This window comes from Edaphobacter bradus (genome assembly GCF_025685645.1).
Taxonomy (GTDB): domain Bacteria; phylum Acidobacteriota; class Terriglobia; order Terriglobales; family Acidobacteriaceae; genus Edaphobacter; species Edaphobacter bradus.
In genome coordinates this window covers 229476-251853 of record NZ_JAGSYF010000002.1, presented here as the reverse complement: position 1 = coordinate 251853, position 22378 = coordinate 229476, and the positions used below count along the sequence as shown (strand labels likewise).

Sequence of the window (22378 nt, the reverse complement as noted above, 5' to 3'; positions counted from 1 at the left end):
GAAAGAAGATGAGCCTTGGAGGGGAAGATCGAACATGAACCGGTGGGTGAACGCTCAATGAACAGAAGAACCTTTAACAAGCTTGCTGGCCTATCTGCTCTGAGTGTAATGGCAGGTGGCGCAGTTCTGGATGCTGAACAAAGCACTGCATTGGGCGAGGTGGTGTTAGAGGATGAAACGCTTCTTGCTGCCTTTGATGTCAGAACAGGCGCGCTAACCCGATTGCACCGGAAGTCGCCCTTTTGGGCGATCCAAAGGCGTGCTGAACTTGGTGTTTCCTTTCGCCTTCATGCTCCGCTTCCTACCCGCCGCGACAATTTCGTGCTCGGACAGAAACAACGCGCCTCCAAAGTAGAAAGGCTTTCGGATCGTCAGGTACGCCTGCAATGGAAGGACTTGATAAGCGAACATGGTGGTGTTCTGCCTATCACCTTCATTGCCATGGTAACGCTGCAGAATGGTGCCCTGACCTTCGACGGCACACTCGTCAACGATTCTGATCTACATGTAGAAACGATTGACTATCCCTATCTTGGCGACCTCGATCCTCCTGCGCGAGATGCGCGAATGGAGGCCAAGATCATGCGGTATGACAATCTCGAATCCGCAGAAGTGTATCCGCATTTTGCCAATGAGAAGGGTTATTGGGGTGTTGATTTCCCGACGAAGACCTTCGACTCCTGCCACAGCCTCTTCTGTCTCATTCAATCCGGGCATGAGGGTCTGTATGTGGAAATGCAAGACTCCAGTTCCCGGTATCTCTTGCAGTACACGTTCGAGCAGCACCCAGGCGTAATCAATAATCTAGCTCCGTTTTCGAGCGTAGCTGCCCATTCGGTCGATGTGCAGAGGGTTCCATCCGGAGATCAAATCTCCGGTCTCCCGGTACACCTGGACTTTCGCACGTCTCATTTCATCTTCGCGCGGCCTCATTCAACCGTGAATCTCGTCCCCGTGGTTTTACGTTGCTACCGTGGAGACTGGCATGCCGGGATTGATCTCTACAAGCAATGGCGGAACACGTGGTACAAGCCGCCGCAGATTCCCGCCTGGGCCTTGGAGGTACATTCGTGGCAGCAGTTGCAGATCAATTCGTCGGAAGAGGAATTTCGCATTCCGTACACAGATCTTGTGAAGTACGGCGACGAGTGCGTCAAGAATGGAGTAAAAGCGATTCAGCTGGTTGGCTGGAACCTTGGCGGCCAGGACCGGGGCAATCCTTCGCAAGATACCGATCCAGGCTTGGGTACGTGGCAGGAGTTGTACGATGCGATCGCTCAGATTCAGGCAAAGGGTGTGAAGGTCATTCTCTTCGGCAAGTTTCCGTGGGCCGATATGACCACCGAGTGGTACAAAAAGGAACTATATCGGTATGCGAGCACTGATCCTTACGGTCTCCAATATGTGTACCCCGGCGACAGTTATCACACGCCAACGCAATTGGAGGGGATCAACAATCGGCCGTTTGCGGTGATGGACTTCTGTTCTCCTGCTTATCGCGATATCGCCACGAAGGAATTCCAGAAGCTCCTGCGCTTGAATGCTGCCGGCTGGCTTTTTGACGAAGTGTGCTATCACGGCCAGGTGAAATATTCGTTTAGTGACGAGCACGGATACACCCCACCAGGTTATCTCTACTCCGGCGACATTCCCCTTGCCAGGCAGCTGCGCGTTAGCGCGAACGAGATCAATTCCGATTTTCTCTTCGCAGGGGAAGGGCCGCAGGACTGGCTGACCCAGTATTATCCGGTGTCGTACTTTCGGGGAAGCGAGACGCCAATCGAACGATATATTGCACCACATGCTCCAATCATGGCCGCAGTCAATGGCTTTGATGATCGCGAGCAGCTCAATGAGATCTTGCTGTTTCGATACATCATCAGTTATGAGCCTTTCAACTTCAAAGGTCACCTGAGCGATTTTCCATTGACGCTGGCATATGGTCAGAAGATCGATGCCCTGCGATGCAAATATAAAGCGTGGTTATGGGATGCTGAATTCCGCGACACTTTGGGAGCCAACGTCGTCTCTGACGGCGCCCACCGCTATTCCGTCTTCGTGACGGAGTCTGGCAAGCGTGCGGTTGTCGTCATTAATCAGGAGTTCGATAAGATGAATACTGCCAGTGTGGAGTTGCCGAACCCGGGCACGCTGGTCATTGCCACTCCGGAGGAGCCGGATGCCAAACCGACGTCGGGAACTGTCACGATTCCAGCCCGTTCTGCCGCTGTCGTGATGGAGCTGTGAGAAACGCGCTAAAGCGCAAAATGACTGAGAAAACATCCGTCCTGTGGAAACTAGGTCTCAAGAGTCCTGTTGTTTGAGGGCGTCAAGTCTGGCGCGATGAATTGCAGCGAGACCGATCTCTCACTCCAAAACAGAATAGGGTTCTAGACGGATGGCGCTAGTCTCTAACAACGCGATTGGAGTGAGAAATAAAAGGGCATAATATGGTTTCCCATCTCTAAGTTAAGATGTGAGACCGGTATCTTGACAAAGAATCGCTCGCAACCTTATAGTGGCTTCCCGTCGCACCCATTGCAAAACAATCTTGGTCATGGGAGGGGCAACTCCATGTATAAAAGACAGTTGGGAAGCAAGAGAGTAACGCCTAACGTTTCTGCTGTGCATACGGTGGCCCGGGTCGTTCGAACGCGGGCCTTGGTTGGATGGGCCGTGATCTGCTTCCTGTCCGGCGCAGGATCCGCTCAGACCAACATTAGCCAAACGGTAAACGCGACATATAACAACATCACTACTGGCTACGTCATCCCGAACGATTTCATCGGAATGAGCTTTGAGACCCAAAGCATGGGCTCAGGGCAATTTGGAGTATCCGGATACTTTTTTTCTTCTGCCAACACACAACTGATCAATCTTTTTCAGCAAATGAGCATCAGGAACTTGCGTATCGGCGGGGGTACAGTCAACCTCTACCAGCCCACCGACCAAGACATCGACAGTCTGTTTGGTTTCGCGCCAGTTGCAGGTGTGAAGGTGATGTACTCGGTGCCTATCGATAACAGCCCGGGAGTGCTGGGGACGAATAACGAATCCTACGATGCTCAGATGGTGGGTTATATCTGGGGAACTGCGGCCTATTCACCGTGGGTCCATTCCTTCGCCTTGGGCAACGAAGAAGACGCAAACGCAACTCTTTCGAATTATGTCAACACTTACTGGGAGCCTTTTCAAGGCTACATTGCGAACCACGGCGGTTCGGGTGCATCCTTCTCCGGGCCCGACTCGGGTTCTTATAACGGAGTGAGGTCTTACAACGGAACGTTATGCGGAGGCTCACCAGGAAGGGTATTTTGGGCCTATGGATTTGCCTACTGTGCTAAGAATTCGCCGTGGACATTTTTTAGTAACACGTCCCAGCATTTCTATGCCGGAGGAGGAGCTTGCAATAGCAGTACGACTTGCAATACTGCCAACCAGGCCACAACGGATATGCTGTCCTCTGCATGGGTAACGGGCACGACAAACACGGGAACTGAACCCTGCGGTAGCGGATCCTGCACTTACTATCCCTACGGATACCTTTACAACAATATGCTGTCTCCCATCGTGACGAACACGAGCGTTCCATATCGCTTAACAGAACTGAATGAATTCGTCACCGGAACACAAGGTGCGAGCAATGCGTTCACCGGAGCATTGTGGGCTTTGGATGCTATGCATTGGTTTGCTGAGAATAATGCTGCCGGAACGAACTTCCATAACAATCCTTGGATTCCTTCCGATACGATCATTCCCGGGGACCTTACGCAATATGGGGGAGCCGGGTGGCAAAATCAGAACTTTGCATGCACAGGCGGAGTTTGCAATAACTTCACGATTGTTCCGAAAGGCTATGGAATTAAAGCCTTCGATTTGGGAGGCCACGGCTACACAGTAGGCGTGACCGCACTCGAAACAAACATGCCCGACAGCGGAAGCTTGGATACATACGCAGTTGGATCTGGGCAGGACCTCTATGTCACGTTAATCAACAAAACCAATGCAACCAATAGCGGCGACACGGCGAATGTGACAATCAATATTGGGACGAGCGATGCGCCATTTGTCGCAGCCAGCGTCTCTTCGATCGCGCTCTGGAACGGGGACTCAAGTGCTCCGTCCGATCCAACTCAGTTAACGGCATCACTTGGCAACGGCTCCATCGTTAATTCAGGCACTCAGTGGGCCGGATATTGGACGGCGCAGTCCGCCATGACCTCAGGCAGTGAGGTAATTTCTGTGCCGCCGGCTCAAGCGGTGATTGTTCACTTCCATGCTCCAAGCAATTATGTTGGCCCCGTCCAGATCAACCAGAACGGTGCTCTGGAGATGTTTACTACCGACAGTAGCGGCAATGTTTATCACCAATGGCAGAAGGCCGCTGACCTGAATACAGAACCGAACAGTGCGGTGACGAATTGGAGCAGCGTAACCGAGTATCTTTCCGGGGCACAGAAAACTGCATCTCCCACCGGCGACATTGCAGTGGCGAAAAATCTGGACAATACACTTCAGGTCTTCATCCCGACCAGCACAGATGTCTTTTACAGCCGGCAGCAGACACCAGGGGGTGCTTGGAGTAGCTCATGGACTGACATGGGTAGTCCGACTGGTCTCAGTCATTTGAAAGCAGGACGGAACGCAGATGGGAGTCTGACGGTCTTCGGATTGGATTCTAGCGGCAATCTGTACTACAACACCGAAAACGCACCGGGGGTGGCTTGGTCTGGCTGGACCAAACTCAATGGCCAAACCATTGGGAACGGTTACGTTGTTGGTGAGAACCTCAATGGGCGGCTGGAAGTGTTCGGCGTGAGCGGCGGAAATGTCTACCATATTTGGCAGACTCTGAGTAACGGTTGGTCCAGTTGGGGAGAAATCGCTGCGAATTCCGGCCAGACACTCAATGGATGGCTGCAACTTGCCAGGAATGTGGCGGGAGATCTCTACCTGTTTGCGTTGGACTCCAACGGCAATGTGTGGAGTAACTGGCAATCGAGCCCCAGTGGAGGATGGCAAACCAGTTGGACCGAGCTGCCGATTCCATCCTCGGCTATCAAGCCTGGCTTTGTTGCTGGCCAAAACGCAAACGGACGATTCGAACTGTTTGGAGTAGGAAGCGACGCCAACGTCTATCACATGTGGATCACCAGCAGTGGTACTTGGAACAGCAATTGGGTCACCATCACTGGCAATGTTCCTGCCGGGGGATTCGATCCACACCTGATGGTGGGAAATACCAATGATGGCCGGCTGCAAGTCTTCGCAATCGGGAAGAACAGCCCAAGCGATATCTATACGAACTGGCAAGCATCGATTAGTGGTAGTTGGACGAATTGGGCCGACTTCGGAAGCGCCACCAGCGGACTGACCTTCTTTACTGGTCAGCCATAAGCACCCATGACGACGAACTGTCAGATCCGAGGCTGGCCGGTATCAACTTTTGCGAAATGACACCGCTTACGCCAGAATTGCCAAGGAAAGCCGACGGCTCGTCCCGGCAGCAGGATAGCTTCTTGACCGCAAAAAAGTCGGACGGATTGAGTCGGAGTTTTATGAATGACCGGTCTCTCGCGTCAACATCCCTAGCCTTAAAAAATCGAGGTTTCGAGATCACTTTTCGTGCTATCTCGCGAGAAAAAATCTCCCTATAACAAGAGCTTGTATGTGAATTGAGTCGCCTCCAAGGCGCTCCATTTTCGCGGGCAATTAGATTTCAGAGACCGTTCTCTTGACAATCCGATATCGCATGCATATAGTTTCCGCCGAGCAGCGCCCCAGGAAAGAAGCAACCGTAAATCCATAGCTCGCTTTGGAGGCAGCACACATGCATCAAACGAAAGTAGTCGTCGACACATCGTTTCAACCGGGATCCCCGTTCAAGAAAAGCAAATATTTCATGCTGTTTTTGATGTGTGTGATCTTCTTCGGCTTTTCACTGCAACTGGCCGCGCAAATTGACAGGGGCGGTGTGGCAGGTACTGTAAGAGACCCGTCCGGCGCTGTAGTAGCAGGGGCACAACTCACGCTGACAAATGAGGCGACAGGCATATCGGAGAAGGCGAGAGCCTCTTCTTCGGGAACCTACGTTTTCGAAGCAGTCCTGCCCGGTACCTATACATTGCGCGTTGAAGCGCGCGGATTCGGGACATATATCGCAAATGGCTTGCAAGTGCATATCCAAAGCGTCATCACGGCTGATGTCCAACTCACGCTAGGGAGTGTAAGTCAGCAGGTGACGGTCACTTCGGCGGCACCACTGCTGCAGGCGCAGGATGCGTCTCTCGGTCAGACCGTTTCTTCCGCAGCTGTCAATGATTTGCCGCTCAATGGGCGCAACTGGCTTTCGTTGACGATGCTCGCGGCTGGTACTTATGTGAATCCGGGATCATCGCCCAATAACGTAACCTCTGTGTTGGCGAATGGTGCGGAGAATGGCCAGGTAGACTTCAGGTTGAACGGAATCAATGACAATGGCGAAGTGTTTGGAGGTACCACCGTTGCACCGGTTCCAGATGCAATCGTGGAATTCAAGTTGCAGGACGGCAACAACAGCGCAGAATTCGGCCATTCTGCGGGCGCGGTAGTGAATGCCGCGGTCAAGTCCGGTACAAACTCACTGCGGGGCGACGTCTGGGAGTACTTCAGGAACGAGGCGCTCAACGCCAACGATTACTTCTCCAACTTGCATCATCTGAGGCGTCAGGAATATCGCCAGAATCAGTTTGGCGGAACACTCGGCGGCCCCGTCTACATTCCGCATCTCTATAACGGGAAAAACAAGACATTCTTTTTCTTTGACTACCAGCGCACGCCGTTTGTGCAGTCGACCAGCTTTACGGACAGTGTTCCGACCGCTTCGATGAGGAGCAGCAACTTCACAAATCTGCAGGATTTGATCAACGCGAATAGTGGAACGGGGACCGACGGGTTGGGACGCAAATTCCCCCATGGAACAGTCCTTGATCCCGCGACAACGCGAGCTATCGCATCGGGCAAGATTGATCCGGTGACGGGTCTAGTCAATACCACGACCGGCACAGTGTATGTCCGTGATCCGTTCTACACCGGAAGCTTGGTAGGAACCACCAACTTCGTTGGCGCTACATCGCAGCTCAACATCATTCCTACTTCCCGAATCGATCCCAACGTGGTCAAGTTGCTTCAGTTGCTTCCGGCTCCAACTTCGAATGGCATTACGAATAACTATTTCGTCGCTCCTTTGCAGCACTCAATCACCAATCAGTACGATATACGAATCGATCACACCTTCAGCGCGAGAGACTCGGTCTTTGGGGTCTTTAGCCGAAGCACGCAAAATGTTACGTCGGCCCAGCCGTTTGCTGGTGCTGCGGGCGGAGCGCTGCAGATCGCATTTGCGACGACTCAGCCCGTATATGTACTCGCCTTGAGCTACACACATGCATTTTCCCCCACCTTTATCAACGAAGCGCGCTTTGGAATTGATCACAACTACAACACGCGGATCCTGCCCACTGCTGACGCGATGGGCTTACCTGAGCAGTATGGCATCCAGGGAATACCGCAGATTCCCAACAACGGTGGACTGCCTACCTTCAATGTAGGTGGATTCAGTGCATTTGGAGGCCGCCGGTTCAGTCCGACAATTCAAACAACTGGTGCGTATGAGTACTCCGATAATGTGACCAAGATCCACGGAAACCATGAGCTAAAGGTTGGGTTTCAGCTTGAGCGCATCATCGGACACATCGTCCAGCCAGCGTACAGCCGAGGGAACTTTACCTTCAGCGGGCAGTACACAGACATTCCGAATCTAACCACAGGGCTGACTGGCATCGCGGATATGGAACTCATCCCAACCGTTTCCACGGTGAGCGGGCTGCCAGGGATTACGGCATACGACAATCTGGGAGGTCTCAGCAGCTACAACGGTTCGAATTACGCAGGCACAAATTATTCCTCGTACTATACTGGCATCTTTGCGCAGGATTCGTGGAAGGCCACCCCTACTCTGACACTGAATCTAGGCCTCCGCTGGGACTACTTCTCTCCCTTCAACGAGTCCAACGGACGACAAGCCAACTTCATCATGGACGGCGGCAACGGGTCCACGGGCACTTACTATATTGCTAAGGACGGATGCAATGTACCGCGCTCTGCAGGGTTCAACTCATTGCTAGCGAGTTACAACATTCAGATCAAGTGCCTCTCTGGGGACACGGTGTACAACGCGCAGACGACCAATTTTGCTCCGCGCCTTGGAATCGCATATCGACTGTTCCCCAACCTTGCCGTACGTGCGGGATACGGTATCGCGTATGGTGCGTTTGACTCGGTCGGATACGGCGGAACTCTGGGGACGAACTACCCGTTCCAGTACACACTCAACTCGCCTAACACGACGTCGCTTGTCCCGGTCACGCTTTCCAACAATCAGACTGCTACCATTGAAAATACATTTGGCACGATCAATCTGCAGGATTCAACTTTGATCAATGGCAAAAACCTGAGCCTCAGCGGCAAGCAGTATAACTACCAAACCCCCTACATCCAGAGTCTCAACCTGAATGTTCAGTACCAGTTCACCAAGCATGATTCGATTCAGGCTGGATATGTAGGGTCACTGGGCAGACACCTTGATACGATCGGCCAGCATAACGCTCCTTCGCAAATCTTGCCGACCAGCGTAAACCAGACGAACTATAGACCGCTCCCGACCCTTGCTGGCGGTTCACAGTATTTTGCTACAAATGCCAAAAGCAGCTATCAGTCGTTACAGACTGTGTATACACACCAGTTCGACGATGGGCTCGGTGTGCTGGCGAACTACACGTATGGCAAGTGTATGTCCAATGACGCTGGTAAAGGACCGCTGTCAGGCGGATTCAGGGCCCAATGGCTGACCGGTTTCGGAATCAAGCCTGATTATTCTCTCTGCCCCTCTGATGCAACCCATGCTTTCCACTTGTCTGGACAATACGCATTGCCGATCGGGAAGGGGAGCAAGTTCCTGAGCAATGCGAACAACGTGGCGAATGCGTTTGTCAGCGGTTGGCATCTCAACTTTATCTACATCTATCAAAGCGGCCAGCCATTCAATGTCGGCTGCCCACTCGCGACCAGCTCGGATTTTGGCTGCAATGCAAATTTGGTACCTGGTCAGAATCCCTACGCCGGACCGCACAACCGTACTCAATGGCTGAACCCAAGCGCATTTACTCAGCCACCTGCTGCAACTGCGATCGGTCAGACGGATTATTCAGTTCTCGGCGGAAAACCACAACAGGTACGTGGACCAACTCTCAGCAATGTGGACGCATCTTTCTTCAAACAATTCAAGGTGTCGGATCAAACAATCGTAGAATTCCGCGCCGAAGCCTTCAATCTGTTCAACCGGGCGCAATTTGGGCAACCTGGTCAATTAAACTTCACGAACCTCACGGCGTTTAGCTCAATCACCTCACTTCGTAGCAATCCAAGACTGGGGCAATTGGCATTGAAGCTCTACTTCTGAAGGTCTAAGCTTTCTGTAAAGAGACCCTGGGAAGTCAAACAACTCCCCAGGGTTGACTCGTCCTCTCCAGGTGCGACAGCGGAAGTTGTGTCTCATTGTTTGCGTCACATGCGCGCCTCACTCCCATAATTCCATTGACAATCAATTGCAATCGATTACAATCTAACCAATAAGCATTCGTGCGAGAGAATAAAGTTAGACGCAAAGCAGGACTTCCGGTGAACGATGCAGCGAAACTGCTTAGCGAGTCGGTCATTTCTGTAATTCGGTGGCCTACATACGTGAATTCATGGATGGAAATCAGATCCTCAACGCCACGCGGGCAAAAGGGAAGTGCACGAGATGACGGTCGGTAACTTGTTGGTCGTTCAAGGAGGTGGGCCAACTGCCGTATTGAATGCGAGCCTCTCTTCCATCATCTCGGAAGCGTCGCAGTTGAAGGCGTTCGGGCGCATCTCTGGAGCGCAGTCCGGCCTTCTCGGCCTGGTTAATGGGGATTACGTTGATCTAGGCGGGCTCTCATCGCGAGACCTCGGCCTCCTGCGCAATACCAGCGGAGCCGCGCTCCGCACATCTCGTTACAAACCGTGCGACGAAGATTTTGAGAAGATGCTCGGCCATCTCAGGGCATCTTCCGTGCACAGCATCCTGTTCGTGGGAGGCAACGGGACGATGCGTGGTGCGGAGGCGGTTGGCGCCTTCTGTCGCAACGCAGGCTATGAGCTCCAGATCATTGGTGTGCCGAAGACGATAGATAATGACATCGCGAGAACGGACCGTAGTCCGGGCTTCGGTAGTGCCGCACGTTATATAGCGCAGTCCACGCGCGATCTTGGTCTGGATATACGTTCGCTCCCCCAACCTGTCTCCATCCTCGAAACGATGGGCCGGAGCGTCGGCTGGCTTGCCGGTGCCTCGGTTGTTGGTAAGAGATGCGAGGGCGACGCCCCGCACCTCGTGTACTTGCCTGAGCGTCCCTTTGCAGCAGACATGTTTCTAAGCGATCTGGAAAGGCTTCTAACCAGGCAAGACTGGGCTGTCGTCGTGGTTGCCGAAGGACTCCGTGATACGGAGAGAAATCTTGTCTATCAGACGACCAATCCATCCCAGTTCGACGCGCTGAAGCGTCCACTTACTGGCGGGGTTGGAGAATTTCTCGCCAAAATGGTTTCCGACCGTCTACACATCCGTTGCCGCAGCGAAAAACCCGGACTCCTCGGGAGAGCATCCGTGTCTCATGTCTCCGAGCAGGACCTCGCTGACGCAGAACTGGTAGGACGAGCAGGCGTTCATGCCCTCACACTCGGTAATTCTGACAAGATGGTCGCGCTGCTCCCACTCTCTGGTTTTGAGGCGAACAAATACGATCTCGTCGATCTCAGTGACATCGCGGGAGAAGAGCGCACCATCCCTGAAGATCTACTCTCTGATGGCCCGCTCTCGGTAAATCAAGACTTCATCAGCTACGTATCTGCTCTGGCCGGCGATCTGCCAGAGTATTTTGATCACTCGTCGTTACAGCGCAATTCATAGTAATCATCAATGGAGTTCCGGATGCAAAGCGATTCAAAGAAGAGGATTGGGGTACTGGTGTTCAGCCGAAAGCGGCCGGGCTTCGATCAGGACTGGAGCAAGATCGTCCGGACCTGTTCCCTTGGAGTGCTCGACCACCTCGACATGGGCCCGGTCGGCGCTGACGCGCTTGTCTTCGACGATCCAACCATCCGAGCCGCATTAGCCTCCATTCAGCAAGCTAAGTGCGACGCCCTGATCATCATTCAGCCTTCGATCGCAGACGGCCAGTTCGCATTTTCGATCATGCAGCAGTGGTCTGGGCCCATTGTCCTCTGGGCAACTCCTGAGAGGCCTGGAGATGGTAATGTAAGTTCCTGCTCTTTGGTCGGAGCGCATCTTTTTGCGTCGATTCTTCGGCAAGCAGGCCATCCTTTTGAGCTCGTCTATGGCGATGGCGAAGACGTCAAGATACAGGCTGATCTGGCGCGCGCGATCTCGCTTGCAACGACAGTCTCTCGCTTGCAGCGCGCCAAGGTCGGTGTCATCGGCAACCACGCACCTGGATTTGTCGACCTTGCGGCCGATCCCTTCCTGTCGCGCAAAGGGATCGGCATTCAGCAGTTGTCCCTTAGCCTTGCACAATATATAGACCGCGTGAACGCCGTTTCGAAGGAGCGAGTGCAGCAAGATGTGAAAAGGGTTCGCGAACTGGGCCTTCAAGCATCACCCGGCTCCGACTTTCCCGTCTCTGAGGAGACTCTCGAGATTAGTTCTCGCTACTACCTTTCTCTCGGTGACATCATGAGCGAAGCCAAACTAGACGCTCTGAGCTTGCAATGCTGGCCGGAATTGCCCATTGTCTTTGGTCATTGGCCCTATCTGGCTGTATCCCGTTTGACAGCTGAGGGCACCTCGGTCTCGATCGAGGGAGACGTCGATGGTGCCATTCAAAGCTTGATGAGCCGCTACCTCGGAATAGGCCCCGGATTCCTGACGGATTGGCTTGAACACGATCGCTCCAGCATCTTCTTCTGGCATCCGGGCATGGCGCCTCTTGATCTCTGCCATGACATCGGGAGCGAAGAAGGCCCCACTCTTGGGCCACACTTCAACGGGGCCAGACCATTTGTGGTAGACGGTCCTCTTCGATCGGGTCAGCCAGTTACCGTAGCGCGGCTATGGCGATGTGACGGTACATACCATCTGACGGCCTTCGAGGGAGTTGCCGTCCAGCCCAAACGAAAAGTTACTGGCAACAGCATCCTGGTGGAAGTGGATGGCAAGGATGTACCAGCGCGCTTCGATGACCTGATTCATGCCGGAATGCCCCATCACGTCTCTCTCTATCCGGGTAGATCAGGGGAGACATTTCGTAGACTTGCACGACTTTTAGGTTTGAATTGGCACTAATAAACTCGAACACAAAACGAGCAAAAGTTCGCTTCAAATCGTAATAGTTTACAATCAATTGCCAAAGAGATTTCGCTCCAGTCGAGTTTAGGAGGACAAGATGAAGGCAAAGGTCGCTCGGCATCACGTGCGAGATGAGATTCAGCGCCGGATCCTATCCGGGGAGTCCAAAGCAGGTGAACGCCTGAGCCAGCAGAGTTTGGCTCGAGAGCTCGGTGTCGCTCAAGGGACAGTGCGAGAGTCCCTTCTCGAACTTCATTGGCTCGGTTTGGTCGAATCAGTCGACCACTTGGGGGTGTTTGTCGATAAGCTCGACGCCTCCCGAATCTGCGAGGCATATCAGATCCGTGAAGTTCTTGAAGGTCAGGCCGCAAGGTTGGCCTGCGGCAATGCTGGACGAGCCGATATCGCGACGCTTCGTGAGATGACGGAAACCATCTTTCGTCTGGCACAAGAAAACAAGAATACGGAGACCGCATCGCTCGACCGGGCTTTTCATATGAAGATCATTGAACTCTCGCGCAACAGCATTTTGCTGCGTCTGTCCGAGACCTATCGCGTTCTCGGCATGATGGTGCGTGCCTTTCGCGAACCGAAAGTGATCTATGAGGAGCACCTCCGAATCGTCGAAGCGATCGAGCACAATTTCGCAGATGAGGCCGAGCGGCAGGCCAGACAGCACGTGGTCGGTGCCCGGCTCATGATCGAACAGCAGGCGAGAGAAGGCAAGTTCGTATTCAGTTGGGCTGGCTAACCGTAAGGAAGACGCGTGATGATTGAACTTCAAACCGACACAATGGTGTCTCGGAAGGTTTTTCTCGGCGGTTCCTGGGTTGCGACCGAGGAGGCAATCGATGTGTTTGATCCGGCAAACGGTCAGGCCTTCGCGAGGGTACACACAATCGGCCGGGGGCATGTTCACGGCGCACTAAAGACCGCTGCCGCAGTTCTTCCGGTATGGCGCGGTCTCACTGCGAAAGAGCGTGGAGCTCTGTTAAATCGAGTTGCAGACGAACTCAACCGCAGGAAGAACGAAATTGCGCGCATCATCACGCAGGAGAATGGCAAGCCCCTTGCGCAAAGCGAGGGCGAAGTTGCCATGGCGGAAGACCATCTGCGTTGGTTTGCTGAAGAAGGCCGCCGTGTCTACGGCCGCATGATCCCTCCCCAGGCCAAAGGCAAGCGTCATCTCGTCGTGAAGACGCCCATCGGCGTTGTTGGTGCGATCGCTCCATGGAATTTTCCGCTTGTCTTATCCGTGCGCAAGGTGGCACCGGCGCTTGCCGCAGGTTGCCCGGTCATCCTTAAACCGGCATCGCAAACTCCGCTTTCAGCCATCGCACTTGCTGAATGCATGGAATCGGCCGGCATGCCCTCCGGCGTCTTTCAGTTGGCAATCGGAAACGCCGCGATGATCGCCGAAGAATTCCTCACAAACGATACCTGCCGCAAAATCAGCTTCACGGGATCAACACGTACCGGACAGGAACTCATCCGCGGCGCCGCGAAATCCATTAAGCCACTCTGCCTTGAGTTGGGCGGACATGCGCCCTTGCTCGTCTTTGATGATTGCGACTTGGATCGCGCCGTTCAAGAGGCGATCATTGCCAAGTTCCGCAATACTGGCCAATCGTGCATTGCGGCCAACCGCATCTACGTACAAAAGACCATCTACAACGATTTTGTCCAGAGATTTGTTGCAGCGGCGAAGGCTCTCAAAGTAGGCCCTGGCCTTGAGCCAGGAATGGATGTCGGGCCGATGATCAGCCAGCATGCGCTCGATGGTGCCCTCGCGCAGCTTCGTGACGCGGAGATGCATGGAGGTAGGGTGCTCGTAGGAGGCAAGCGACTCGCAGGGCACTCGGGATACTTCCTCGAGCCCACGGTCATCGAAGGCGTTGGAGATGAGGCGCTCTGCATGAATGAGGAGACCTTCGCGCCAATCGCACCGATCACCAGCTTCGAAACCGAGGAGGAAGCAGTACGACGCGCAAACGCAACTCCTTACGGTTTGAGTGCCTACGCGATGACCCGCGACATAGGCCGGATCTTCCGCTTGGCTGAATCAATCGAGGCAGGCACGCTCGGCATAAACGATGGAGCTCCATCAACGAGCCAAAGCCCCTTTGGTGGAGTGAAGCAAAGCGGTTGGGGCCGTGAACTGGGAATCGAAGGTCTCGAAGCTTTTCTGGAGACAAAACATGTCTCCATCGGCGGTATTTAGTTCGTGCGATACGAAAGAAGAGAGGACAGCAGGCATGATTCATTTCCTTGTGCACAACGCGGTCGATAACGTCGGCGTCGCAGTCGTGGACATTCCCCTCGGTACAGATTGCGAGGGTCGCATTCTTGCCGACAACAAACCTTTGAGCGCTCAGGCAGTGGAGATGATTCCGCTCGGTCACAAGATTGCCCTGAAGGATTTCACAGTCGGTGATTCGGTAACAAAGTATGGCAGTGAAATTGGAAGGATTGTTCAACCGGTAAAGGCTGGCCATCACGTTCACACGCACAACCTCAAGACGAAAAGGTGGGCATAAATATGGCTAAACGCAGAATTCTAGGATACCGGCGAGAGAACGGAAGCGTGGGAGTTCGTAACCACGTAATCATCCTTCCCGTGGACGACATTTCAAACGCAGCATGCCAGGCTGTCGCCAACAATATCCCCGGAACGCTCGCATTGCCTCACGCTTATGGGCGCCTCCAATTTGGCGAGGATCTCGAGCTGTTCTTCCGCACGATGATCGGCACAGGCAGCAATCCGAACGTGGCGGCTGTTGTCGTGATCGGCATTGAGGCTGGATGGACCCAGCGCATCGTCAACGGAATCGCCGAAACCGGCAAGCCGGTCACGGGCTTTTCAATCGAAGGGAAGGGCGACATCGCCACCATCGCAGCCGCTTCCTATCAGGCAAAGGAATACCTCCAATGGGCTTCGGAGCTTCAGCGAGAGGAGAGTGATCTCAGCGAGTTGTACATCAGCGTAAAGTGCGGCGAGTCGGACACGACCACAGGGCTCTCCAGTTGCCCGACCGTCGGTAACGTCATCGATAAGCATTGCGCTGATGGTGGAACCGCTTCGTTCGGCGAAACCAGCGAACTCACAGGCGCGGAGCATATTGTCGCTGCAAAGGCCGCCAACGATGAGGTCCGCAAGGAGTTCTTCGAAGCCTTCAATGACTACACCAAGCTTGTCTTCGATCAGAAAACGAACGACCTCTCGGAGTCTCAGCCAACCAAGGGCAACATCGCTGGCGGGCTTACCACGATCGAAGAGAAGGCTCTAGGCAATGTAGAGAAGCTCGGCAAGCGGACGAAATTTGTTGGCTGTCTCAAGCCGGCGCAGGCACCATCCCAATCCGGCTTTTGGTTTATGGATACATCGAGCGCCGCAGCCGAGGCAGTCACGCTCTGGGCAGCCTCCGGTGCAGTGGTCCACCTGTTCCCAACAGGGCAGGGCAACGTCATTGGAAATCCAATTGAGCCTGTGATCAAGCTCTCAGGAAATCCCAAGACAGTCGCGACGATGAAAGAGCACATCGACCTCGACGTTTCAGCGGTTCTTCAAGGCGAGATGACCATCGATGAAGCTGGCGATGCCCTTTTGGACATGATCGTTCGCACCGCAAATGGTCGCCTCACTGCCGCGGAAGCGCTTGGGCACCGTGAGTTCGTTATGACCAAGCTCTACAGGAGCGCCTAATGTCGCCGGAACTGCAACCGCAACATTGTTTCTTTGATATCTCACGATGAGATTTTCGCCAGAACAAATTCAAACTCTGGTAACTGAACTATCGACACGCGTCGGTGTCCCCGATGCCGACGCGGCGATCTTTTCGGAAGCACTTATTGATGCGGACCTTCATGGCGTTGGAACACACGGCACCTCTCGTCTGAACATCTATCTCCAGCGAATCCGTGCAGGCCTGATTGATCCGAAGGCCTCACTTATTACGGAGCGCAAATTTGGAAGTATTCTGTCGCTCGATGCCAGCAATGGCTTGGGACAGGTCCAGGCAGTCAAGGCACTAGAGCTGCTCGTCCCCGTCGCAAAACAGAAGGGAGTCGCTGCTGCGACAATCCGTAACTCCCAGCACTTCGGGGCTCTCTCTTATTACTGCAATCTTGCAGCGCAGCAGAGTCTGGTACTTCTCGCAATGACCAACTGCGAACGTGCCATGTCACCTGAAGGTGGCTACGAACCGTTCTTTGGCACAAACCCGATCGCTGTTTCCTTCCCAACAGGGAAGGGGTTCAACATCAAAATCGACCTGGCCACTTCTATCGTCGCTCGAGGCAACATCATCGCTGCGCAGAAGCAGGGGAATCCGATTCCTCTTGGCTGGGCACTCGATCCCAATGGAGAAGCTACCACCGATCCGAATCAAGCTCTCTTGGGAACCGTCCTCGCGATGGCGGGACATAAAGGATATGCCCTTGCTTTAATGGTGGAGTTGTTCGGCGGAGTTCTTTCGGGATCTTCCATCGGGCCCGATGTCGGCTCCATGTATAAGGACCTCGATCGCAAACAGGATGTAGGCCACTTCTTCTGCCTGTTCAATATCGAGGCCTTTATGGACATGGCTGAATTTATTCAGCGCATCGACCAGACGATCGACCGCATAAAAGCCAGCAAAAGACGTCCCGGTGTCGAAGAGATCCTCGTCCCGGGCGAACGCTCGTCACGCACAGCGCAACTCAACAGATCGCTCGGCATCGCTATATCAGGCCCGACGCTTATTGAACTACGGCATTGGTGCAATGAACTGGATGTTCCATTCCTATGTAGCGAGGTAGCTAAGTGCAATGCGTGACATCTTGATCACCGAAGACATCCGCGGCACCGCGGTAGATGCGCTCAGTCAAAAGTTCGATGTTGTTCGTCTACCTAATCTTTGGAAAGATTCCAAGGAACTCGCTCGTCAGATTAATGACTTTCGAGGGCTGATCGTGCGTAACCAGACGACTGTAGATTCTGTGCTGCTGGATGCTGCTCAAAATCTGATCGTCGTGGGTCGCGCAGGTGTGGGCTTGGACAACGTAGACGTCGAGCACGCAACCCGCCGCGGAGTCCTGGTTACATCAACGCCCGATCAGAACGCAATCAGCGTCGCCGAACTCGCGATCTGTCTTATGGTCTCTCTTGCCCGCAAGGTCCCGGACGCAAATCAAGACACACGCGCAGGAAATTGGAATCGTCAGAAGTTCCTCGGTACAGAGCTTTATGGCAAGACGCTGGGTATCATTGGCGCAGGAAAGATCGGTTATCTCACGGCACAACGTGCGCGAGCCCTCGGAATGAAGATCGTGGCTTACGATCCGTTTATCAGTCGCGACAACGTTTTGCTGGGCGAGTTGCAAGCCGACCTCGTGAGTTTGGACGAGTTGCTGTCACTCGCAGATGTGGTGTCCTGTCATCTACCAGCTACGAAGGAAACCGTAGGCTTGCTAGATCTCAGCCGCTTCCGCAAGATGAAGCCAACGTCCTTCCTGGTGAATACCTCGCGAGGAGAAATCGTACGGGAGGAAGATCTGCTCCATGCGCTGAAGTCAAGTGTGATCGCGGGAGCTGCTCTGGATGTCCGAGCCTCGGAGCCACCTATTGCGGGGCCTCTGGAAGGGCTCCCCAACCTGATTCTGACTCCCCACATCGCGGCTCTCACGCGCGAAGCACAAGACCGCGTGACCCGCGCAGTCTGCGACGATGTGGCCAGAGTGCTTGAAGGCAGAGCTGTCCAAAACGCCGTCAACAAACCGCTAAACTCTGCTGTGCCTGCCCCGCGCGAAAGTGATAGTCCGCCGACAGTGCTTGCCTAAATCTACTGCTAACAGTCAAGAACGAAGGAGTGCAATCAGTTCAAATGGCCAATCACCTCACACCAGGCAAACTGGCGGGCCTCAGGTCGATATCGAACGAACGTGGTGTCGTCGCGGCACTTGCGCTGGACCAAAGAGGCATCCTCCGAAAGGCAATAGCTCGAGAGATGCAAGTCGACGATGTTCCCGCCGCGACGGTAGAGGAATTTAAGAGGGCAGTGACCGGAGCATTGACGCAATATGCCTCCGCTATCCTGCTCGATCCCGAGTACGGTCTCCCTGCAGCAAAGGGACGCAACGGAGCAGGACTGCTGCTGGCGTACGAAAGATCGAGCTACGATGCTGCTCCCCCACGATTGCCTTTCCTGTATGATGTCTGGTCTGTGCGTCGAATGAAGAAAGCGGGTGCCGACTGCATTAAGGTGCTCCTCCACTACACGCCCTTCGAGGATTCGGCCATCAACGACCTGAAGCAAGCGTGGGTTGAGCGTATTGGAGACGAATGCTTGGCCAATGACATTCCTTTTGTCTTGGAACTCCTAGGCTACGAAATGGGCGGCAATGAAAAGAGCAAGGACTATGCAAAGGCCAGGCCGGCAATAGTCGCACGCTCCATTGAAGAGTTCAGCAAAAACCAGTACGCCGTCGATCTCCTGAAGATCGAGGTTCCTGTACAGATGTCGTTCGTTGCAGGCACTCGTTATTTTTGCGGTGACCATGTCTACACACGTTCCGACGCGCAGCAGCATTTTCTCGCGACTGCCTCAGCGACAGATAAGCCGTTCGTGTACCTCTCTGCGGGTGTAACCAACGACCAATTCATCGAAACCCTGGAATTTGCAGCCGAGAGCGGAAGCAGGTTCAATGGCGTACTTTGCGGCCGTGCTATTTGGCAGGATGGAATCGGCGTCTTTGCGCGTCATGGCGCAAAGGGCCTTAACGATTGGCTTAGCACAACGGGGAAGGAAAATATCATGCGGGTCAATTCTGCACTAAGTGCAGCTCAGCCATGCCAACCACTCGGGTGAAATAAGGGGGCCTGGTCTTCCGGGGAAGTGATTGAATGCATTCCGGAAACGGGCCTCAGAACAGGCTTCGAAAGGTGATGGGGAATGCTTCCACCTGGAGAGTGATGAGTTCCCCGGCTAGGGAACATGGCATGCGCTTCCGGAGGGCCTCGGGAGACCGCGTCAGCTTTCCGCTGGCGAGACGAATCTCTTGCACTTCCTGAAAAGTGGCTCGTAAGTTATTGATTTGGAAGTGGTGGCCAGAGACGGGATCGAACCGCCGACGCCGGCCTTTTCAGGGCCGCGCTCTACCACTGAGCTATCTGGCCTTGGCTATCGTGCAAACGCCTCAAGCGGGGATCGCCAAGAACACCCGGGGCTTACGTCTGTCGCATCAGCCTTTTCAGGGGGAGCATGCTACCGGCGGGAACCAGCAACTCAAACGCATCCCAAGTATAGCAACCCTTGGCCCTTCTCTCCAACTCTCAGCCTGTCTCGCGCTATCCTTCTGTTACCACAACGATAAGGACCCCGATGCTCCGAACTCTGTTGGCTCTCTCGGCCGTGCTCTTCTTCGGCCCCACTGGCTTTGCGCAGCCTGTCCCCAAAGTCGCCACGCCACACGTCTCCACTGCAACTCCGGGAGAGCAGCGCGCCATTCGCGCCTTCAACGCGGCCCGTCAGAACCCGCTCGCGCTCAATGCTTTTCTGGTCAACATGCCCAAGGGCGCCGACCTCCACATGCATCTTGCCGGAGCCATCTATGCCGAGACCTTTATTAAGGATGCGGCCGCCGACATTCTCTGCTTCAATCCGAACACCCGCAGCCTCTTCAAGCCCGCAGCCACAACGCGCAGCCTTCCACCCCAGCCCGTCTGCGGCGAGGGCAACCAGCGCGCCATGGACGCCTTCAAGGAACAGACACTCTACGACGCCATGGTCGACTCCTTCTCCATGCGCAGCTTCGTCCCCAGCGCTGGAGTCAGCGGACACGATCAGTTCTTCGTCACCTTCGGCCGCTTCGGGGCCGTTGGCAAGTCACACACAGGGGAGTGGCTCGACGAAGTAGCCACCCGCGCCGCGGCCCAGAACGAGCAGTACCTCGAGATCATGGAGACGCCCGTCTTCTCCGACGTCGCTCATCTCGCCGAAACCATCGCCTGGCCCGGAGACCCCCGAGATACTGCCTCAGGAACCGCTCGTGAGGACTTCAGCAAACTTCGCGACGCACTGCTCGCCGGTGGTCTTCGCAACGAAGTAGCTACCGACCGCAAGGAACTGGAGGACGAACTCGCCTCGCGCGATCAGATCGAGCACTGCACCCAGTCCAACGCTGCTCCCGCCTGCTCTGTCACCATCCACTTCCTCTATCAGGTCCTCCGCGCCCGCTCACCCGAGCAGGTCTTCGCCCAGACACTGCTTGGCTTCGAGATCGCCGAGGCCGAGGCCGAGGCCGGCCATCCGCACGTCGTCGGCATCAACTTCGTTCAGCCCGAAGACGCCTACATGGCCATGTCCGAGTACCACCGCCAGATGCGCATGCTCGACTACCTGCACAGCGTCTACCCGAAGGTGCACATCTCGCTCCATGCCGGCGAACTCGCTCCCGGAATGGTGCCGCCCGACGGCCTGCGCTTCCACATCCGCGAGGCCATAGAGATCGGCCACGCAGAGCGCATCGGCCACGGCGTCGATGTGATGTACGAGACCAATCCTCATGCTCTGCTCAAAGAGATGGCCTCGCGCCACATTATGACCGAGATCAACCTCACCTCCAACGACGTCATCCTCGGCGTCACGAAGGAGTGGCATCCGCTGCCTTCCTATCGAGAGGCCGGTGTGCCCGTCGCTCTCTCTACCGATGACGAAGGTGTCTCACGTATTGACCTCACGCACGAGTACACCCGCGCCGCACTGGACTTCAACCTCGGCTACCTCGACCTCAAGAAGATGGCGCGCACCTCGCTCGAGCACAGCTTCCTGCCCGGCCCCAGCCTGTGGGCGCAGCCCGATGAGTTCAACCGCGTCAACGCTGCCTGCTCCGCACAGCCCCTTGGCGCCGATAACCCCTCAGCGCGCTGTCGCGACTTCCTCAAATCCAGTGAGAAGGCCGCCGAGCAGTGGCAGCTCGAACACCGCTACCAGCTCTTCGAGTCCGGTCTCCAGTAACGCGCCCTGGAACCCCCCATCAATAGATCAAACTGTGAGACCAGCCGCCATGAAAAGACTCCTCCTGCTCCTCACCATCGTTCCTGTTCTCTCCGCCCAGACCGCAGCCGCTCCGGACTATCTTCAGCAGATAACCCAGTTCCGCACACAGCGCGCAAAGAATCTCTCCGCGCCCGAGGGCTGGTTCTCGCTCGTCGCGCTGCAGTGGCTCAAGCCCGGCGACACCTCCGTCGGCTCCGCTCCCGGCAACACGCTCCACCTCGACCACGCCCCAGCGCACTTGGCCACATTCCACCTTACAGGCAACACCGTCACCCTCGCTCCGCCCCCAGGAAGCTTCCCCGCCAGCACCACCCTCGACGGCAAACCCGCCGCCGCTGCCACGCTCTCCTACGACGACGACCACCCCTCGCAACTCCGCGACGGCGGCCTTCTCGTCATCGTCATCAAGCGCGGTGACCGCCTCTACCTCCGCGTCAAAGACGCACAAGCCCCCACACGCACTGCCTTCCACGGCCTCAACTGGTACGCTCCAGACCAGCGCTTCGTCCTCACCGCAAAGTGGACACCCTCCAACCCACCCCATTCCCTCACTGTCCCCAACGTCCTCGGGCAGATCGACCACGAGGCCTCGCCCGGCGTCGCCGAGTTCACGCTCAACGGCCAGACCCTCCGCCTCGAGCCCGTCATCGAAGACCCCGCCGACAAACGGCTCTTCTTCATCTTCCGCGATACCACCAGCCGGACCACGACCTACGGAGCAGGCCGCTTTCTCTACACGCAATACCCGAGCAACGGCCTCGACAAGCCCGGCACCGTCGTCCTCGACTTCAATCGCACCCAGAACCCCCCCTGTGCGTACACCGCCTACGCCACCTGCCCGCTGCCGCCCCAGCAGAATCGCCTCGACATCGCCATGCCGGCAGGAGAAAAACGCTATCACGAATGACTCGGACGC

The 22378-nt window shown here is 55.1% G+C and carries 14 protein-coding genes and 1 tRNA gene; 14 read left to right on the top strand and 1 reads right to left on the bottom strand.

Going from position 1 to position 22378, the window contains the following annotated elements; all coding sequences use genetic code 11:
• Window positions 1–15 precede the first annotated feature (15 nt).
• The 12 genes from OHL16_RS07235 (at window position 16) to OHL16_RS07180 (ending at window position 19272) form a co-directional block, all read left to right on the top strand.
• Complete coding sequence (locus OHL16_RS07235) at window positions 16–2247, top strand: DUF6259 domain-containing protein (RefSeq protein WP_263366443.1); 2232 nt, start codon at window positions 16–18, stop codon at window positions 2245–2247.
• Window positions 2248–2574: 327 nt separating this feature from the next.
• Complete coding sequence (locus OHL16_RS07230) at window positions 2575–5397, top strand: hypothetical protein (RefSeq protein ID WP_263366442.1); 2823 nt, start codon at window positions 2575–2577, stop codon at window positions 5395–5397.
• Between the two features lie 433 nt (window positions 5398–5830).
• A complete protein-coding gene (locus OHL16_RS07225; protein ID WP_263366441.1) occupies window positions 5831–9499 on the top strand; it encodes a TonB-dependent receptor in 3669 nt (1222 codons plus the stop codon).
• A gap of 342 nt (window positions 9500–9841) precedes the next feature.
• A complete protein-coding gene (locus OHL16_RS07220) occupies window positions 9842–11032 on the top strand; it encodes a diphosphate--fructose-6-phosphate 1-phosphotransferase (protein WP_263366440.1) in 1191 nt (396 codons plus the stop codon).
• A gap of 21 nt (window positions 11033–11053) precedes the next feature.
• The gene (locus OHL16_RS07215; protein WP_263366439.1) at window positions 11054–12424 is read left to right on the top strand and encodes a hypothetical protein; all 1371 of its coding nucleotides are present in this window, start codon (window positions 11054–11056) and stop codon (window positions 12422–12424) included.
• Window positions 12425–12524: 100 nt separating this feature from the next.
• Complete coding sequence (locus OHL16_RS07210) at window positions 12525–13178, top strand: GntR family transcriptional regulator (RefSeq protein WP_263366438.1); 654 nt, start codon at window positions 12525–12527, stop codon at window positions 13176–13178.
• An 18-nt stretch (window positions 13179–13196) separates the two neighbouring features.
• Window positions 13197–14648 carry an NAD-dependent succinate-semialdehyde dehydrogenase gene (locus OHL16_RS07205; protein WP_317891046.1) on the top strand — a complete coding sequence of 484 codons (1452 nt, stop codon included), beginning with the start codon at window positions 13197–13199 and terminating at the stop codon, window positions 14646–14648.
• Complete coding sequence (locus OHL16_RS07200; RefSeq protein WP_263366437.1) at window positions 14626–14964, top strand: UxaA family hydrolase; 339 nt, start codon at window positions 14626–14628, stop codon at window positions 14962–14964. Before OHL16_RS07205 ends, OHL16_RS07200 begins: the two co-directional genes overlap by 23 nt.
• Before the next feature lie 2 nt (window positions 14965–14966).
• Entirely contained in the window at window positions 14967–16130 is a 1164-nt protein-coding gene (locus OHL16_RS07195; protein ID WP_263366436.1) for a UxaA family hydrolase, read from the top strand.
• 46 nt (window positions 16131–16176) lie between these two features.
• A complete protein-coding gene (locus tag OHL16_RS07190; RefSeq protein WP_263366435.1) occupies window positions 16177–17241 on the top strand; it encodes an Ldh family oxidoreductase in 1065 nt (354 codons plus the stop codon).
• A gap of 4 nt (window positions 17242–17245) precedes the next feature.
• Window positions 17246–18244 carry a hydroxyacid dehydrogenase gene (locus OHL16_RS07185; RefSeq protein WP_263366434.1) on the top strand — a complete coding sequence of 333 codons (999 nt, stop codon included), beginning with the start codon at window positions 17246–17248 and terminating at the stop codon, window positions 18242–18244.
• Window positions 18245–18288: 44 nt separating this feature from the next.
• Window positions 18289–19272 (top strand): tagatose 1,6-diphosphate aldolase, encoded by a 984-nt coding sequence (locus OHL16_RS07180; RefSeq protein ID WP_263366433.1) that lies wholly within the window; start codon window positions 18289–18291, stop codon window positions 19270–19272.
• 233 nt (window positions 19273–19505) lie between these two features.
• On the opposite strand, the gene OHL16_RS07175 is transcribed toward OHL16_RS07180, so the two are convergent.
• Window positions 19506–19580, bottom strand: a tRNA-Phe gene (locus OHL16_RS07175).
• Window positions 19581–19785: 205 nt separating this feature from the next.
• On the opposite strand from OHL16_RS07175, the gene OHL16_RS07170 reads away from it, so the two are divergent.
• Window positions 19786–21420, top strand: coding sequence for an adenosine deaminase family protein (locus OHL16_RS07170; protein WP_263366432.1), 1635 nt, complete (start codon window positions 19786–19788; stop codon window positions 21418–21420).
• A gap of 49 nt (window positions 21421–21469) precedes the next feature.
• Entirely contained in the window at window positions 21470–22369 is a 900-nt protein-coding gene (locus OHL16_RS07165; protein WP_263366431.1) for a DUF1684 domain-containing protein, read from the top strand.
• The last annotated feature ends 9 nt before the right edge of the window (window positions 22370–22378 follow it).

Bases quoted from the DNA above. Each gene is read 5' to 3' on its own strand.
- OHL16_RS07230 (WP_263366442.1), top strand. From the start codon at position 2,575: ATGTATAAAAGACAGTTGGGAAGCAAGAGAGTAACGCCTAACGTTTCT.
- OHL16_RS07225 (WP_263366441.1), top strand. From the start codon at position 5,831: ATGCATCAAACGAAAGTAGTCGTCGACACATCGTTTCAACCGGGATCC.
- OHL16_RS07220 (WP_263366440.1), top strand. From the start codon at position 9,842: ATGACGGTCGGTAACTTGTTGGTCGTTCAAGGAGGTGGGCCAACTGCC.
- OHL16_RS07215 (WP_263366439.1), top strand. From the start codon at position 11,054: ATGCAAAGCGATTCAAAGAAGAGGATTGGGGTACTGGTGTTCAGCCGA.
- OHL16_RS07210 (WP_263366438.1), top strand. From the start codon at position 12,525: ATGAAGGCAAAGGTCGCTCGGCATCACGTGCGAGATGAGATTCAGCGC.
- OHL16_RS07205 (WP_317891046.1), top strand. From the start codon at position 13,197: ATGATTGAACTTCAAACCGACACAATGGTGTCTCGGAAGGTTTTTCTC.
- OHL16_RS07200 (WP_263366437.1), top strand. From the start codon at position 14,626: ATGTCTCCATCGGCGGTATTTAGTTCGTGCGATACGAAAGAAGAGAGG.
- OHL16_RS07195 (WP_263366436.1), top strand. From the start codon at position 14,967: ATGGCTAAACGCAGAATTCTAGGATACCGGCGAGAGAACGGAAGCGTG.
- OHL16_RS07190 (WP_263366435.1), top strand. From the start codon at position 16,177: ATGAGATTTTCGCCAGAACAAATTCAAACTCTGGTAACTGAACTATCG.
- OHL16_RS07180 (WP_263366433.1), top strand. From the start codon at position 18,289: ATGGCCAATCACCTCACACCAGGCAAACTGGCGGGCCTCAGGTCGATA.
- OHL16_RS07170 (WP_263366432.1), top strand. From the start codon at position 19,786: ATGCTCCGAACTCTGTTGGCTCTCTCGGCCGTGCTCTTCTTCGGCCCC.
- OHL16_RS07165 (WP_263366431.1), top strand. From the start codon at position 21,470: ATGAAAAGACTCCTCCTGCTCCTCACCATCGTTCCTGTTCTCTCCGCC.